Origin of the sequence: Streptomyces katrae (genome assembly GCF_000966975.1) — a bacterium.
GTDB lineage: Bacteria > Actinomycetota > Actinomycetes > Streptomycetales > Streptomycetaceae > Streptomyces > Streptomyces katrae.
This window is the reverse complement of record NZ_JZWV01000530.1, coordinates 1-14,074: the sequence shown is the minus strand read 5'-3', so window position 1 is coordinate 14,074 and position 14,074 is coordinate 1. Positions and strand designations below refer to the sequence as shown.

12 protein-coding genes and 1 pseudogene are annotated in these 14,074 nt (G+C 74.2%); 6 read left to right on the top strand and 7 right to left on the bottom strand.

The window, feature by feature from the left end; genetic code table 11:
• Window positions 1-18: 18 nt before the first annotated feature.
• The 3 genes from VR44_RS19365 to VR44_RS19355 all read right to left on the bottom strand — a co-directional run bounded on the left by VR44_RS19365 (window position 19) and on the right by VR44_RS19355 (window position 3,055).
• Complete coding sequence (locus VR44_RS19365; protein WP_045948804.1) at window positions 19-831, bottom strand: SCO2583/SCO2584 N-terminal domain-containing protein; 813 nt, start codon at window positions 829-831, stop codon at window positions 19-21.
• 212 nt (window positions 832-1,043) lie between these two features.
• Complete coding sequence (locus VR44_RS19360) at window positions 1,044-1,700, bottom strand: response regulator transcription factor (protein WP_045948803.1); 657 nt, start codon at window positions 1,698-1,700, stop codon at window positions 1,044-1,046.
• The gene (locus tag VR44_RS19355; RefSeq protein ID WP_245691991.1) at window positions 1,688-3,055 is read right to left on the bottom strand and encodes a sensor histidine kinase; all 1,368 of its coding nucleotides are present in this window, start codon (window positions 3,053-3,055) and stop codon (window positions 1,688-1,690) included. Before VR44_RS19355 ends, VR44_RS19360 begins: the two co-directional genes overlap by 13 nt.
• A gap of 322 nt (window positions 3,056-3,377) precedes the next feature.
• On the opposite strand from VR44_RS19355, the gene VR44_RS19350 reads away from it, so the two are divergent.
• Both VR44_RS19350 and VR44_RS19345 read left to right on the top strand, forming a co-directional pair.
• Complete coding sequence (locus VR44_RS19350) at window positions 3,378-3,821, top strand: hypothetical protein (RefSeq protein WP_045948801.1); 444 nt, start codon at window positions 3,378-3,380, stop codon at window positions 3,819-3,821.
• Window positions 3,822-3,989: 168 nt separating this feature from the next.
• Window positions 3,990-4,766 (top strand): bestrophin-like domain, encoded by a 777-nt coding sequence (locus VR44_RS19345; RefSeq protein ID WP_045948800.1) that lies wholly within the window; start codon window positions 3,990-3,992, stop codon window positions 4,764-4,766.
• Between the two features lie 57 nt (window positions 4,767-4,823).
• Here the strand turns inward: VR44_RS19345 and VR44_RS19340 are convergent, their stop codons facing one another.
• The 3 genes and pseudogenes from VR44_RS19340 to VR44_RS19330 form a co-directional block, all read right to left on the bottom strand.
• Window positions 4,824-6,011 (bottom strand): MAB_1171c family putative transporter, encoded by a 1,188-nt coding sequence (locus VR44_RS19340; RefSeq protein WP_045948799.1) that lies wholly within the window; start codon window positions 6,009-6,011, stop codon window positions 4,824-4,826.
• Window positions 6,008-6,546 (bottom strand): annotated as a pseudogene (locus VR44_RS47335) (toxin-antitoxin system, toxin component). Before VR44_RS47335 ends, VR44_RS19340 begins: the two are co-directional and overlap by 4 nt.
• Before the next feature lie 91 nt (window positions 6,547-6,637).
• Complete coding sequence (locus VR44_RS19330; RefSeq protein ID WP_045948797.1) at window positions 6,638-7,306, bottom strand: helix-turn-helix domain-containing protein; 669 nt, start codon at window positions 7,304-7,306, stop codon at window positions 6,638-6,640.
• A 335-nt stretch (window positions 7,307-7,641) separates the two neighbouring features.
• On the opposite strand from VR44_RS19330, the gene VR44_RS19325 reads away from it, so the two are divergent.
• The 3 genes from VR44_RS19325 to VR44_RS19315 all read left to right on the top strand — a co-directional run bounded on the left by VR44_RS19325 (window position 7,642) and on the right by VR44_RS19315 (window position 12,266).
• Window positions 7,642-8,511, top strand: a complete 870-nt coding sequence (locus VR44_RS19325) for a helix-turn-helix domain-containing protein (RefSeq protein ID WP_094191755.1) — start codon at window positions 7,642-7,644, stop codon at window positions 8,509-8,511.
• Between the two features lie 244 nt (window positions 8,512-8,755).
• Entirely contained in the window at window positions 8,756-10,114 is a 1,359-nt protein-coding gene (locus VR44_RS19320; protein ID WP_045948796.1) for a 6-phospho-beta-glucosidase, read from the top strand.
• Window positions 10,115-10,211: 97 nt separating this feature from the next.
• Entirely contained in the window at window positions 10,212-12,266 is a 2,055-nt protein-coding gene (locus VR44_RS19315) for an MDR family MFS transporter (RefSeq protein ID WP_045948795.1), read from the top strand.
• 59 nt (window positions 12,267-12,325) lie between these two features.
• Here VR44_RS19315 and VR44_RS47330 read toward each other — a convergent pair whose 3' ends face one another.
• Window positions 12,326-12,838, bottom strand: a complete 513-nt coding sequence (locus VR44_RS47330; protein WP_045948794.1) for a nucleotide triphosphate diphosphatase NUDT15 — start codon at window positions 12,836-12,838, stop codon at window positions 12,326-12,328.
• A gap of 186 nt (window positions 12,839-13,024) precedes the next feature.
• Here VR44_RS47330 and VR44_RS19305 point away from each other — a divergent pair.
• The coding region (locus tag VR44_RS19305) for an NAD(P)-binding protein (protein WP_045948805.1) at window positions 13,025-14,074 on the top strand (1,050 nt) is incomplete at its 3' end.

The window sequence follows — 14,074 nt, the reverse complement described above, 5'->3', positions numbered from 1 at the left end:
CTGAGGGGAGGGGCGGGGTCAGGGGGCGCCGGCGCCCTCGTACTGGTTCACCTTCGCGCCGACCGCGCCCTGCAGCGGGCCCAGCCGGTCGACCAGCTTCTGGAAGTCGGCGGTACGGCCGTCGGACCACTGCCCGAGCCCGACCACCATGACCCGGCCCACGCCGGTGAAGGACTGCACCAGCCCGGTCTCGGGCCCCAGGACCGCCAGGCCGGATCCGGGGGGCGGGGCCTGCACGCCGACCTGGTAGTCGTCGAAGGCCATCGTCAGTTCGGTCACCACCCTCAGGGTGTCCTTGGGGTCCTTCATGGTGAAGACGGCGATGGTGAACTGGTTGTTCTGCGCGTCCTTGTAGAGGGCGACCTGCTCGCCGACGCAGCCCTTGCCGTCGGCGATCATCGCGGCGAGGCGGGGGCCGACGGAATCCGCCTCGGTGCAGGAGTCCAGCACCTTGGCGCCGACCCGGGTGAAGGCGCCCCCGGACCCGTCCGGGACCCCGGCCGGGAACACGTCGGCCAGCGGAACCATGGGCCGGCCGGCGGCGGGAAGGGCCGAGGCGGCCGGGGCGGGGGCCGCGGCGGCGGACGGAGTCTTCCTCGGCCTGGCGGTCACCCGTTCCTCGTCGGAGGGCTCCGACATCTTCAGCGTGACCAGGGCCAGGGCCCCCATCAGCAGGCACAGCCCGAGAACGATCGGCCAGGTGCGTGTGCGCCCCGGCGCGGCGGGCTCGTGGAACGAGGCGCCACGGACGAAGTCCTCGTCGAGGACCACGTTCCACTTGTCCTCGCCGGGTCCGTCCTGGCCTGGGGGTATCGCATCGTTCTTCGCCACCCTGAGACCCTAGTGAGCCCTTCCGCGGATCTGAACACCCCCAGGTCACAGCCTCATCACTATGCCGGCGCCGGGCCTTGCGCGCGGGCGGCGGCCCGCCCCGCGCGCGCCGCGGCGGGGTCGCGCGGGCGGTTCCGGCGCCGATGGCTCCACGGACTTCACCAGGGTGCCGGTGCCGGTGCCGGTGCCGGTGGTCGTCGGTCCGGCGTCCCCTACGCGCCCGCCCCGCGCAGGTGGGCCAGCACGGCCAGGACGCGGCGGTTGCCCTCGGTCGGGTCCAGCTCCAGCTTGGTGAAGATGCTGCCCGCGTGCTTCACGACGGACGCCTCGGTGACGAACAGCCGTGCCGCCAGCGCCTGGTTGTTGAGCCCCTCCGCCATCAGGGCGAGCACCTCGCGCTCGCGGGGGGTGAGCCGGGCGAGGGGGTCGTCCGCGCGCCGGGGGGCCAGCAGGACGCGGACCACCTCGGGGTCGATGACGGTCTGTCCCCCGTGCACCCTGCGTACGGCGTCGAGGAACTCCTCGACCTCGCCGACCCGGTCCTTGAGCAGATAGCCCAGCCCGGCCGCGGAACCCCCGGTGAACAGCTGCGTGGCGTAGGCGGTGGCCACGTACTGGGACAGCACCAGGACCGGCAGGCCGGGGTCCCGGGAGCGCAGGGCGAGCGCGGCCCGCAGCCCCTCGTCGCGCAGCCCGGGCGGCATCCGCACGTCCGTGACCACCACGTCGGGCCGCTCGGCCTCCACGGCCCGCAGCAGGGCGGGGGCGTCGCCGACGGCGGCGAGGACCCGGTGCCCGCCGAGGCCCAGCAGCTCCGTCAGGCCGGCGCGCAGCAGGACGGAGTCCTCGGCCAGGATCACCCGGAGCACGGCACCTCCACCCGCAGCCGTGTCGGCCCGCCGACCGGGCTGGACACCGTCAGCCTCCCCCGCAACATCGCCACCCTGTCCGCGAGTCCCGCCAGGCCCGCCCCCGCGCCGGGATCGGCCCCGCCGCGGCCGTCGTCGGTGACGGTGAGGGTGAGCCGGCCGCCCTCGACCCTACCGGCGACGGCGACCCGCGAGGCGCCGCTGTGCTTGGCGGCGTTGGCGAGGGCCTCGGTGACGGTGAAGTACGCGGTGACCTCCACTGGTTCAGGCAGCCGGGGCACCTGGAGGTCCACCGTGACCGGCACGGGATGGCGCAGCGCGACCTCGGCGACGGCCGCGGCCAGCCCGTGGTCCGTCAGCACCTGGGGGTGCATGCCCCGGACGAGGTCCCGCAGCTGGGCCAGGGCCAGCTTCGCCTCCTCGCGCGCCCGGCGCACGAGGACGGCGGCTCCGTCGGCCCTGGTGGCCCCGTCGGCTCCGTCGGCGCCGGTGGTGCCACCGGCTCCCTCCGCACCGGCGGCCCGGCGCAGCTCCAGCTCCGCGAGGCCCAGCGTCATGCTGAGGGCGACCAGCTGCTGCTGGGCCCCGTCGTGCAGGTCCCGTTCGATGCGGCGCCGTTCCGCCTCGAAGGCCTCCACCAGCCGGACCCGCGAGCGGGTCAGCTCCAGGACCCGCGCGTCCTCCTCGCGCGGCCCGAGCAGCACCCGGGCCGTCTTCACCTGCGCCCCGGTGACCAGCGCGGCCGCGTACGCGGCGAGGACCAGCCCGGCGAGGCCCACGGCCGTCCCGCCCAGGGCCTCCAGCGGGCCCGCCACCGCCTCGCCGGGTATCAGCATCACCGGCTCCGGGGCGAGGGCCCACACGATCACCGGGGCGACCACCAGGAGCAGGGAGAGGGCCAGCAGGGCCAGCACCCCGAACCCGGCCGCCCCGAAGACCGGCCCGAACAGCAGCGCGTACCCGAACTCCCGCCAGGTGGCGCGCTCCCGCAGCCGCGTCCGCAGCCAGGCACCCGCCCCGGCCCCCGCGAGCGAGGTGTGCGGATCGGCGACGGGCTCCGGTTCGGCCCACCGCAGCCGCCGTCGCTCCAGCTCCCCGAGGGGCACCGCCCCGGCCAGGGCGCCCGCCAGCAGGACCAGCCCGATCCCGGCGACCGCCAGCAGCACCCCGAGCCCGAGGAGCAGCGCCAGCGCGCACAGCACCCCGTACCCGAGCACGAACCCGCTGCCGAGGTACGCCCAGCACCGCAGGGGCCACCAGGACCCCAGGAACCGCAACGGCAGCCGCAGGGCCCGCCAGACCGCCACGGGCTGTTCGGGGAGCGGCGCGGGGGCTGGAGCGGTGGATCCGGACACGGGCACCAGCCTAGGTGATCGGCCACCCGACCCGACGGGCCGTCACCTGGCCGCGCCCGGTGGGCGGACGCGGAGCCGGAGTGGTCCGTCAGGGTGTCCGGGCCGTGGCCGGGCCGTGGTCGGGCCGTGATCGGGACGTGGCCGGGCCGTGGTCGGACCGGGGCCGGCCGCCCGGGGCCGCCCGGCTGCCCGGGCGTCACGGGGCGGGACCGAAGTCACCCTTCGGACAAGGATCTTGACCCGTCCGGCGCGTGTCGAACCGGTCCCTTGATCGTTTCTTCAGCCGTAACCCTCATATCGGCTGCCGGATCGGAGGACCTCGGTGACGGCTTGGCAGTACTACGCCGGGGCGGGCATGGTGGCCGCGCTCTGCCCGCTGCACGGCCATGTGGCGGTCGCCGGTGACGGGCACGGCAGCGGGGCCCGGGTCGACATCTGCGTACCGGCGGGCCGGCCCGCGCGTCCGGCCGGCCGGCCGGCCATGCCCCCGCCGCCCGTCGCCCGCCCGGGCACCCCGGCCGTGGTCCCGCCCGCCGTGCGGGTGCGGGTGCCCGGCGCCGAGCGGCCCGCCGTGCACCACCCCGGGGAGGCACCGGGGCTGCCGGGGGTCCCCAGGCCCGACGCCCCGGCGCCGGGGGACGTGGCGCAGCCGCCCCCGGTCCCGCCGGCGTCCGCGCCCGTGGCGCAGGCGGGGCCGGCCGCAGCCTCCGGTCCGCCCGCCCGTACCGCTCCGTGGCCCTGGAGCGGCGCGGCCCGAACGGGCTGAGCACCATGATGCTGATGGTGGTCGTCACCACCCCGGCCGTGCTCGCCGCCGCCGCGCTGCGCCCCCGCTCCAAGGGCCGCGGCCCGGCCTCCTGAGATTCCGCCGCACCGCGGCACCGCGGCACCGAGCCGCTGACACACCGACGCATCCACGAACGGGAGATCCCTCGTGTCCGAATGGCTGGTCCTGGCCATTGCCATGGCGCTCGTCTGCGCCCTCGTCCTCGCCATGACCGTGATCCGGCACCGCCGGGTCGCGGACGACGAGGACACCAGCGAAACCCCTGACGTCATCGAGTACATGACGATGATGGTCGGTGTGGTCTACGCGATCGTCCTGGGCCTGGCCATCGCGGGGGTCTGGGAGGCGCGCGGCGCCGCCGAGGACAGCGTGCGCCGCGAGGCCCAGTCGCTGTACGAGGTCACCCAGCGGGCCGACGTCTACCCGGCACCCGTCCGCGACCGGATCCGCGGCGAGGTGGACGCGTACGTCTCCCACACCGTGAACGTCGACTGGCCGCGGCTGGTCGACGGCAAGGAGGCCTCTCCCGAGGGCGCCGAGCTGCTCGGGAAGCTGCGTACGGACGTCACCCACCAGAGCCCCGCCAACGAGCTCCAGGCGCAGGCCTACCAGCCGCTGCTCGACCAGATCGCGGCCGCCGACGACGCCCGGCACTCGCGGACGCAGAGCGACGAGTCCACCCTGCCGAGCGTGGTCTGGGTCGGGCTGGTGGTCGGCGGGGTCGTCACCATCGGGCTGATCTTCACCCTGCAGATCCGGCGCTCCGGCCGCGAGCTGCTGCTGGCCGGTCTGTTCAGCGCGCTGATCGTGTTCCTGCTGTTCATGGTCTGGAGCTTCGACGCCCCCTTCGGGCGCGACGGCACCGACTCCGCGGGCGCCTTCCAGGACCTGTTCCCGGCCCTGTCGGTGACGGCCTCCCGCTGAGAGGCCCCCGGGTGCCCGGGGCGCCCCTGAAGGCCCTGCAGCCCGGCCCCGGCGGGTTCAGCCCCCCGCCGGGGCCGCCTGCCGTCGGGCGGCGGCCACCAGCGGCGAGTGCCGCAGCGCGTGCGAGATCCGGACGAGGTCGCGCGGCCCGTCGGCGGTGAGGAGCACCCGGTTCTCCTCCGCCTGGTCCTCCTCGCTCCCCGCCGCCTCCGGGTGGGCGGCGCAGACCGTCACCGCGGCCGCCACCATCGCCGCGTCCGCCACGGCGCGGGCCGTCTCCTCGTCCGCGCCGGCCGCCAGGGCCCGCTCGTAGGCGGTGTCGCGGTGGCGCCGGTCGAAGCAGGGGCCCAGCCTCAGGAACCCGTCGTGGATGTCGGACTCCCGCTGGATCACCCGGATCTCGGCCGGGGACCACCAGGACATCCGCACCCCCGGTGTGCCGCTCGGCGCGGTGCTCTGCACCTCCTGCCACAGCGCCCCCAGGTTCCGGTAGGTGCTCCAGGTCCGCCAGCTGTCCGACACCCGCTGGTACAGCAGGGGCAGCACGAAGCCCACCGAGCTGACCAGCGCGCCGGCGGAGGCGAGCGGCGGGGCGACGAGGGTGCTCAGGAAGTCCAGGTCGTGGCCGAGCCAGCGGGCGGCGACGGCGGACATCTTCGCGGCGTCGTAGGCCAGGCTGATGGCGTATCCCGACACGATGATCAGCAGGCCCGCCCGGAGCCAGCCGCAGACCTGGAGCGACCAGCGCCAGCACATCGAGACCATCATCATCACGGCCACGTTGTGCGCCAGCAGGTAGGAGGCGATCATCAGCCGGATGTAGGGGGTGTTCGCGTAGTACGTGTCGAAGTCGACCAGCCGCTCGACGGGCGCCGAGCCGAGGGCGAACAGCACGACGATCGCCGAGATGACCACGGAGTAGCCGGCGATCCAGCGCAGTGACGTGTGCCTGATCTCCTCCGCGGGGCCGCCGCGCCAGTTGAAGACCAGGACGAGGCAGGAGGCGCTGAAGGCGGTCATCAGGCAGTAGACGAGGGGGGCGGAGAAGTTGGGGATCCCCGTCCAGCGGTTGACGGCTTCGATGGTGGGCGGGGCGGCGAAGGTGAAGACCGCGCCGGCGAGGAGGAGCAGGAAACAGACCGACCGCAGGAGCGGATCGCGCCAGTTGGTGCGCAGGGCCGGCAGCTTGCAGACGAGGGAGATCGCCATCGCCGCTGCCGGGATGTAGTAGTCCGGTCCTTTCAACGGTCGTTCCTGTGCCCCCGGTAGCCGAGGGAGGTCTCGATCCGTCCGGCCAGCTCGCCAGCTCGTCCCGCCGGCCGGCCGGCCGTCCGCCGGAGGATCCGGCCAGCCAGGTGCGGCATCTGCTGCCGAGGAGGAGGCCGAAGGTTTCGGCCTCGGTCTCCTCCCTGACGTCGGCGCGGGTGCGGGCGGCGACGCTGCGGACCGTCTCGCCGAGGTCGGCCCCGTCGCTCAGCAGCCGGGCCGCGACGGCGGCGCCGTCGACGTGGTGGCTGCAGTGTCCGGCCTTCATGTGCCAGAGCTCGTGTCCCAGGATCACCAGCTGGTGGTCGGGCGCGGTGCGCTCCTCGATCACCACCAGGTCCCGGTCCGCCATGTCGAGCCACAGGCCGCTGGCGGTCCCCTGCGGGAAAGCCGCCATCCGGAACTGCACCGGGCGGCCCCGGTGCCTGCTCATGCCGTCGCAGAGCGCGGTGTAGAGGTCCACGGGTTCCACGGGGGCGGCCAGCTTGATGCCGGACACCAGCTCCGCGCACAACCGCCGCTGCGCTCTGCCTATGCTCACCGTTCTCCCCGTCGACGCGGATCCGGATCAGGACTCAAGGATCAGATCCAGACTTTCGACTGGGTCATGATTCGTTCGGTTTGACGCTTTCGAGAAGCATGTCCAGCCATTCGGTCACCTTGTCCCGGTGCTTGTCGCTGGGCAGTTGGGCGGCGCGCCAGGCGATGCCCCGGACCCCGTGGTTCTGCAGGAGCCGGGCGAGCGGGTCGCCGGCCGTGGCGGCCTCGGCCGGTACGGTCTGCCGCTCGCGGCCCGCGAAGTCCTGGAGGAGCTGCTGCTCGGTGCGCTGGAGGGCGTCGGTGAGGGCGTCGGCGTCATGGGCGGTGAGGAAGCCCGCGTGCACCCCGAAGAAGCGCTGGATGGCGTCGCAGTGCTCCATGGTGGGCCGCCGGTCGCCGTTGATGAGGGCGCCGGCCTGCTGCCGCGACATCCCGGCGCCGTCCGCGATCTCCTGCTGGGTGTAGCGGCGGCCGTTGGGCTTCACCCGGGTCCGCCGGAGCAGGTCGAGGCGCTGGAGGAAGCGCGCCTGGAGATCGGGTTCACCGGCCCGCCTGCCGTCGAGGAGGGACCTGATCACGTCCGTGGGGACACCGGAGGCCTCCGAGAGGCGGCGGAGGTCGAAGACCTGGTTCGGGTCGCGGCCCATTTTGTTCGCCAGCTCGGCGACCCGCGTGACGGTTGCCGCCAGGGGCGCGTTGGCCACCGCGACGGGAGCCGGGAAGCCGTCTGTCACCAGTGGTTCTCCTAGATCGCGCGAGGTCAGTGGGCACGTGGTCGGCCTCAGGGAATCTATCCGGTTTGTTTTGGGAGAGCCATAACTTGCCACAGCTGTGGCGCGAATGAGCTGTCGCCAGGCTGGAATTGCCACAATAGTTGACACTCGAATGAAGTCGGTAGCAGGATCGCCACACGGAAATGAAGATCCAGACCGTTGAGGAGGGGGAGCTCTCGGTGCCACATCTCGCAGCGGTGGGCCCGTCTGATGGCCTCGTCCGAGCCGGTGAGGAGCGCCTGGCGGGCGACGAGTCCGCCCGCGGCGCAGTGCGGTCGGAAAGGCGCAAGGAGATTTTGCGCCAACGCCGCGAAGAACTGGGCCTGAGCCAGGAAGACCTCGCGGCGCGTCTGCGCATCAGCGTACGCGCGTACGGGAACTGGGAGCGCGGACTGGTCAAGGAGTGGACGGACCGCAAGCTCCTCGCCCTGGCCGAGGCCCTGGAGATGAGCGAGCGGCAGTGCTTCTGGCTCTTCCGGATCATGGTCGACCGTGACCCGCCGCCCACCTGGCGCGCGGCCGAGGAGAGCCGGCTGCCCCAGGACCCGGCCCAGCGCGACTACCTGGTCGACTACGCGGCCCTGATGGAGGCCGTGCCCTACCCGAGCTTCCTGGTGGACCACCGATGGGACGTGGCCCTCACCAATTCGGCCTTCGACAGGCTCTTCCAGGCGGTGAGACCGCACCCGACGGCCCTGCCCGACGACAACTTCCTGCGCTTCGTGCTGTTCCACCCGGACGCCGCCGCCGTGCTGGAGGACCACGAACCGGCCTGGTGCGTACCGCTGCTGGCCCAGTTCGCCACCGCGCTGTCGGAGTCCCCGGAGGACGAGGGCCTGCGGAGCATCCGTCAGGAGGTGGCCCGGGACCCGTTCATGGAGGCGGCCTACCGCTACGGCGTCCCGCACTGGCTGACCACCCACGGGCAGGAGGCGGCCGAACAGGACGGCGCGGTGCGGACGGTGCGCCACCCCGACCCGGGCTGGGGTCTGGTGCGCTGCCGGATGGTGGCCGAAACCAGCCGGATGCTCGACGGCATGGGGCTCACGCGGATCACCCTGGTGCTCTCCGCCCCGCAGGGCCTGCCGACCGGCCCGGTGCGCGGCGGCGCCGGGTTCCCCCAGCAGGGGGCCCGCCTGCGGGCGGTTCCGGCGCTGGGGGACTGAACCGGGGCGCCGGGAAACCGGCACGGCGGGGGACACTGGTCCCCGAGCGCTGCCACGGCGCGCGCGGCGGCGGTGATCCGGCGGAGCTCCGGTACGCCACCGCCGGGCGCCGAGGATCGAATGCCACGATCGGCGACATCGAGCGGATGTCGCCGATCGTGGCATTCGTGCCGCCGCCCGGGGCCTCCTGCCCCGGGCGGCGGCGGCGATGGGTACCTCGAAAGGCCGGAAGGACGGTAGGGGCGTGCGGTTGACCATCCTCGGCGGGGGCGGATTCCGCGTCCCGCTCGTCTACGGAGCACTGCTCGGCGACCACGCCGAGGGCCGGGTGTCCCGGGTGACCCTCTACGACGAGGACCCCGTGCGGCTCGCCGCCATGGCCCGGGTGCTCGCGGACCAGGCCGCCGCCTCCGGAGCGGCGGACGCCCCGGAGGTCACCGCCACCCGGGACCTGGACGAGGCCCTGCGCGGGGCCGACTTCGTCTTCTCCGCGATCCGCGTCGGCGGCCTGGAGGGGCGTGCGGCGGACGAGCGGATCGCCCTGGCCGAGGGCGTGCTCGGCCAGGAGACGGTCGGCGCGGGCGGGATCGCGTACGGTCTGCGGACCGTCCCGGTGGCCCGGGAGCTGGCGCGCCGGATCGCCCGCACCGCACCGGAGGCCTGGGTCATCAACTTCACCAACCCGGCCGGGGTGGTCACCGAGGCGATGTCGCAGGAGCTGGGCGGGCGGGTCATCGGCATCTGCGACTCGCCGGTGGGCCTCGGCCGCCGGATCGCCCGGCTGCTGGGCGTCGCCCGCCCCGCGGAGGCCTGGATCGACTACGTGGGCCTCAATCACCTGGGCTGGGTGCGCGGCCTGTACGTCGGCGGCCGCGACGAACTGCCCCGGCTGCTGGCCGACGAGCGGGCGCTGGAGTCCTTCGAGGAGGGCCGTCTCTTCGGGGCCGACTGGCTGCGCTCGCTGGGCGCGATCCCGAACGAGTACCTGCACTACTACTACTTCAACCGTGAGACCGTACGGGCCTACCAGGAGGCCAAGCAGACGCGCGGGGCCTTCCTGCGCGACCAGCAGCGCGGCTTCTACGCCGAGGCGGGCCGGCCGGAGCAGCCCGCCGGGGCGGCGCTGGCCGCCTGGGACCGGACCCGGGCCGAGCGCGAGGCCACGTACATGTCCGAGAACCGCGAGGTGGCGGGTGTCGGGGAGCGCGAGGAGAGCGACCTGGAGTCCGGCGGCTACGAGAAGGTGGCCCTGGCGCTGATGCGGGCCATCGCCCGCGACGAGCGGAGCACGCTGATCCTCAACGTCCGCAACGGCTCGACCCTGTCCGTGCTGGACGCGGAGGCGGTCATCGAGGTGCCCTGCCTGGTCGACGCGAACGGGGCCCACCCGGTGTCCGTGGCCCCGCTGCCCCTGCACGCGGTGGGGCTGGTGACCTCGGTGAAGGCCGCCGAGCGGGCCGTCCTGGCCGCCGCTACGAGCGGCTCCCGGGCGGACGCCGTGAAGGCCTTCGCGCTGCACCCGCTGGTGGACTCCGTGTCCGTGGCCCGGCGGCTCCTGGACGGCTACGCGGCGGAGCACCCCGGGCTGGCGTACCTGCGCTGAGTCCGGTCCGCCGGGGCCGTCGGGGCCGCCGGGAGGGGGGCACCCGTACGGCGGCTTGCGGCATGCGGGGCGGGCGCCCGGCTGTGACAGTGCGAGGGTGACCACTGCCCCCGCCGCGGCCGCGGCGCCGCCGGCGCTCGACCGGCGGCGGCGCAATGTCGTCTTCGGCACGATCATGCTCGGCGTGCTGCTGGCCGCCCTCGACCAGACGATCGTGGGCACCGCCCTGCCCACGATCGTGGGGGACCTCGGCGGCGGGGACCACATGGCCTGGGTGGTGACCGCGTACCTGCTCGCCGAGACGGTCGCGACCGTGCTCGTCGGCAAGTTCGGCGACCTCTTCGGCCGGAAGGTTGTCTTCCAGATCTCCGCGGTCGTCTTCATCACCGGCTCCTTCCTCTGCGGACTCGCCGGCAACATGACCCTGCTGATCCTGTGGCGCGGGGTCCAGGGCTTCGGCGCCGGCGGCCTCATGGTCACCTCCATGGCGCTCATCGCGGAGGTGGTTCCGCTGCGCGAGCGCGGCACCTACCAGGGCGCGATCGGCGCCGTCTTCGGCGTCGCCACCGTCATCGGCCCCCTGCTCGGCGGGTTGTTCACCGACCACCTGAGCTGGCGCTGGGCCTTCTACGTCAACGTCCCCCTCGGGGTGCTGGTGGTCGCCGTGGCCGCCCGGACCATCCCCTCGGTACGGGCCGGGGGCCGGCCCCGTATCGACTACCTGGGCATCGCCCTGGTCGCGGCCGGGTCGAGCGCCCTGATCCTGGCCACCAGCTGGGGCGGGAACGAGTACCCCTGGGCCTCCGGGATGATCATCGGACTTCTGGCGGGCGGTGTACTGGCGCTCGCGCTGTTCTGCCTGGCGGAGACGCGGGCCGCCGAACCGATGCTGCCGATGCGGCTGTTCCGCAATCCCGTCTTCACGGTCTGCTCGGTGCTCAGCTTCGTCGTCGGCTTCGCCATGCTCGGCGCGATGACCTTCCTGCCGACCTACCTCCAGTACGTGGACGGGAACTCCGCCACCCTCTCGGGCGTACGGACCCTGCCGCTGGTCATCGGCCTGCTGATCGCCTCCGTCTTCAGCGGCAACGTCACCAGCAGGACCGGCCGGTACCGGATCTTCCCCATCGTGGGCTGCGCGGTGATGGGCGCGGGCCTCTACCTCCTGTCGCGCATGGACGCGGAGACCGGCGCCTGGCTGGAATCGGTGTACATGCTCGTGCTCGGCGCCGGGATCGGCCTGTGCATGCAGGTGCTCACCATCGCCGTGCAGAACACCGTGGACTACGCCGACCTCGGCACGGCCACCTCCGGCGTCACCTTCTTCCGTACGCTGGGCAGCTCGTTCGGGACCGCAGTGTTCGGGACCATCTACGCCAACAGCCTGGGCCCCGAGCTGAAGACCGCCGTGGCCGCGGCCGCCCGGGCCACCGGCCAGGACCCGGCGCGGCTCGCGGCGGCGGCGCAGAGCCCGCGCGGGGTGCACGGGCTCGACCCGGCGACGTCGGGCCCGATCGTCGGCGCGTACACCGAGGCCCTGCACACCGTGTTCCTGTGGACCGTGCCGGTGGCGGCCGTGGGCTTCGTCGTCGGGCTCTTCCTCAAACAGGTCCGGCTGCGCGACACCGCCCGCGCCGCGTCCACGGACATGGGCGACGGCTTCGCCTCGCCCGCCACGGCCTCCGGGGACTCGGCCAAGCTGCTGGAACTGGCGGTGGGCAAGCTGGTGCGGAACATGGGCCCGCAGCAGGCCCGGGCCATCGTGGAGGCCTCCGACACCCGGCTGGACATGGCCGGCGCGTGGGCCGTGATGCAGGTGGACCTCCTCACGCGTACGGTCGGCCACGCCGGCCTGGGGCTGATCGCCTCACGCCGCTCGCTGCCGCCGGAGGTGCTGCTGCCGGTCTTCGACCGGATGGTGGAGGAGGGCTACCTGACCCGGCAGAACGGGTTCTTCAGCCTCACCCGGGGCGGTCAGCGGGAGGCCGACGTCATCTCCGCCGCCTGGGCCCAGTGGCTGGGCGACCAGCTGGAGCGGGACCGCGGCCGCCCGCGCAGCGCGGAGCTGAGGGCGGCGGCGGACGCGATCGCCAAGCGGCTGCTGGCCGAAGACCTGCGCGAGGGCAACTTCGCTCCCCGGCAGGGGGTCTAGGGAGTGCCGATGGGGGGCTGGGGAGTGTCCGGCAGGGGCCGGGGGGTGTCCCGCAGGGTCTAGGGGTTCTCCGGCGAGGTGTCCGTCGGCCGGGTGGTGTAGTCGTGGCAGGGGACCTCGGGCAGGGTGGTGAGGCCGGGGTTCCAGGCGCGCAGGACCGCGGCCGAGGGGGCGTAGAGCGCCGCGGGGATCTCCTCCGGGGCGAACCAGCGCCACTGGGCGATCTTGTGCGGTTCGGTGACGGCCGGGGTGCCCTCGGCGGAGCGGGTCAGGGCGGCCGCCGTCAGCCGGGTCAGGCCGGTCTCCGCGGCGGCGATCTGGACGGCCAGCACCTCGACGGCCTCCGGGGTGGTGCGCAGGGCCGTCTCCTCGGCGAGCTCGCGCGCGGCGGCCTGCTCGAAGCCCTCCCCGGGGTCGACCTTGCCGCCGGGCAGCTCCCAGCGGCCGTCGTGCGCCTGGCCGAGCAGTACCCGGCCGTCGGGGCCGAGCACGATCAGCCCGACCCCGACGACGGCGTTGGGCTGGGGGACGGCCCGCGGGGCGCCGGCGGGTCCGGGGGGCTGGGGAGTCACTCGGGGATGTCCTCTTCCTCGTCCGGCGGGGGGAGCTTCATTGTCCCACTGGCCGCGGTGAGGAGACGGGGCGTCAAGGAGGTGCCGGACGAGCCACTCGGACGGGTGTACGAGTTTCGGCCAGGGGTCGTGCGTGCAGGCTCTGTCGGTCTGATCGTCGTACGTACGTCGGTTCGGGGGCGCGCAATGGCACATGTGCTGGTGATCGGCGGCGGGGTCGCGGGGCTCGCGACGGCCTTGCTCGCGGTCCGGCGGGGACACACCGCCGAGGTCTTCGAACGCGACACCCGGGCCCCCGGCGCCGCCCTCGACCGGGACTTCTTCGACTGGCACCGCCCCGGCGTCCCCCAGGCGGCGCAGCCGCACCTCCTGCTCGGCGCCGCCCGCGCGGTGCTCCGGGCCGAGCTGCCCGACGTGTACGCCGAGATGCTCCGGCTCGGCGCCCGCGAGCGGCACGAGCTCGACTGGTTCGACGTACGGCCGCCGGCGCGGTCCGGCGACGAGGACCTCGTACTGGTCCAGGCCCGGCGCATCGTGCTGGAGAGCGCGCTGACGACCGCCCTGCGCGCGGAGCCTGACGCGGTGCTGCGGTACGGGGAGCCGGTCACCGCGCTGACCACGGCAGGGGGTCCGCGGCCCCGGGTCACCGGACTGGGCACGCCCCGCGGCGGGTACGCGGGCGACCTCGTGGTGGACGCGGCGGGCCGGCGCGGCGGCTCCGCGGCCCTGCTGGCCGCGGCCGGCTGCCGCCCCGGCACCGTCGAGCGGCACCGCACGGGCCTCGCGTACTTCTGCCGCTGGTACCGGCTGCCCGACGGGGTGGACGAGGGGCCGCGCCGGCCCTGGACGGTGACCGGCGGTGCCTTCGCGGGCTGCGCCGTCTTCCCGTCCGACAACCGGCTCTTTGCCGTGACCGTGTTCGCGCACACCGGGGACCCCACCCGGGGAGCCCTGCGCGATCCGGCGGTCTTCGAGGCCGCCGCCCGGACCTTCCCGCCCGGCGCGGCCTGGCTGGGGCTGGGGGCCGAGCCCTTGTCGGCGGTACTGGCCATCGCGGGGCTGGACAACCGGTGGAGCCCCCTCGCCGACGGGCGGGGCCCGGTGGTCAGCGGAATGGTCCCCGTCGGGGACGCCCTCACCCACACCAACCCGACCCTGGGCCAGGGGACCTCGCTCGCGCTGTGGGCGGCCGACCGGGTGGCCCGGACCGCCCACCGGGACCCGGGGTCCCCCGGC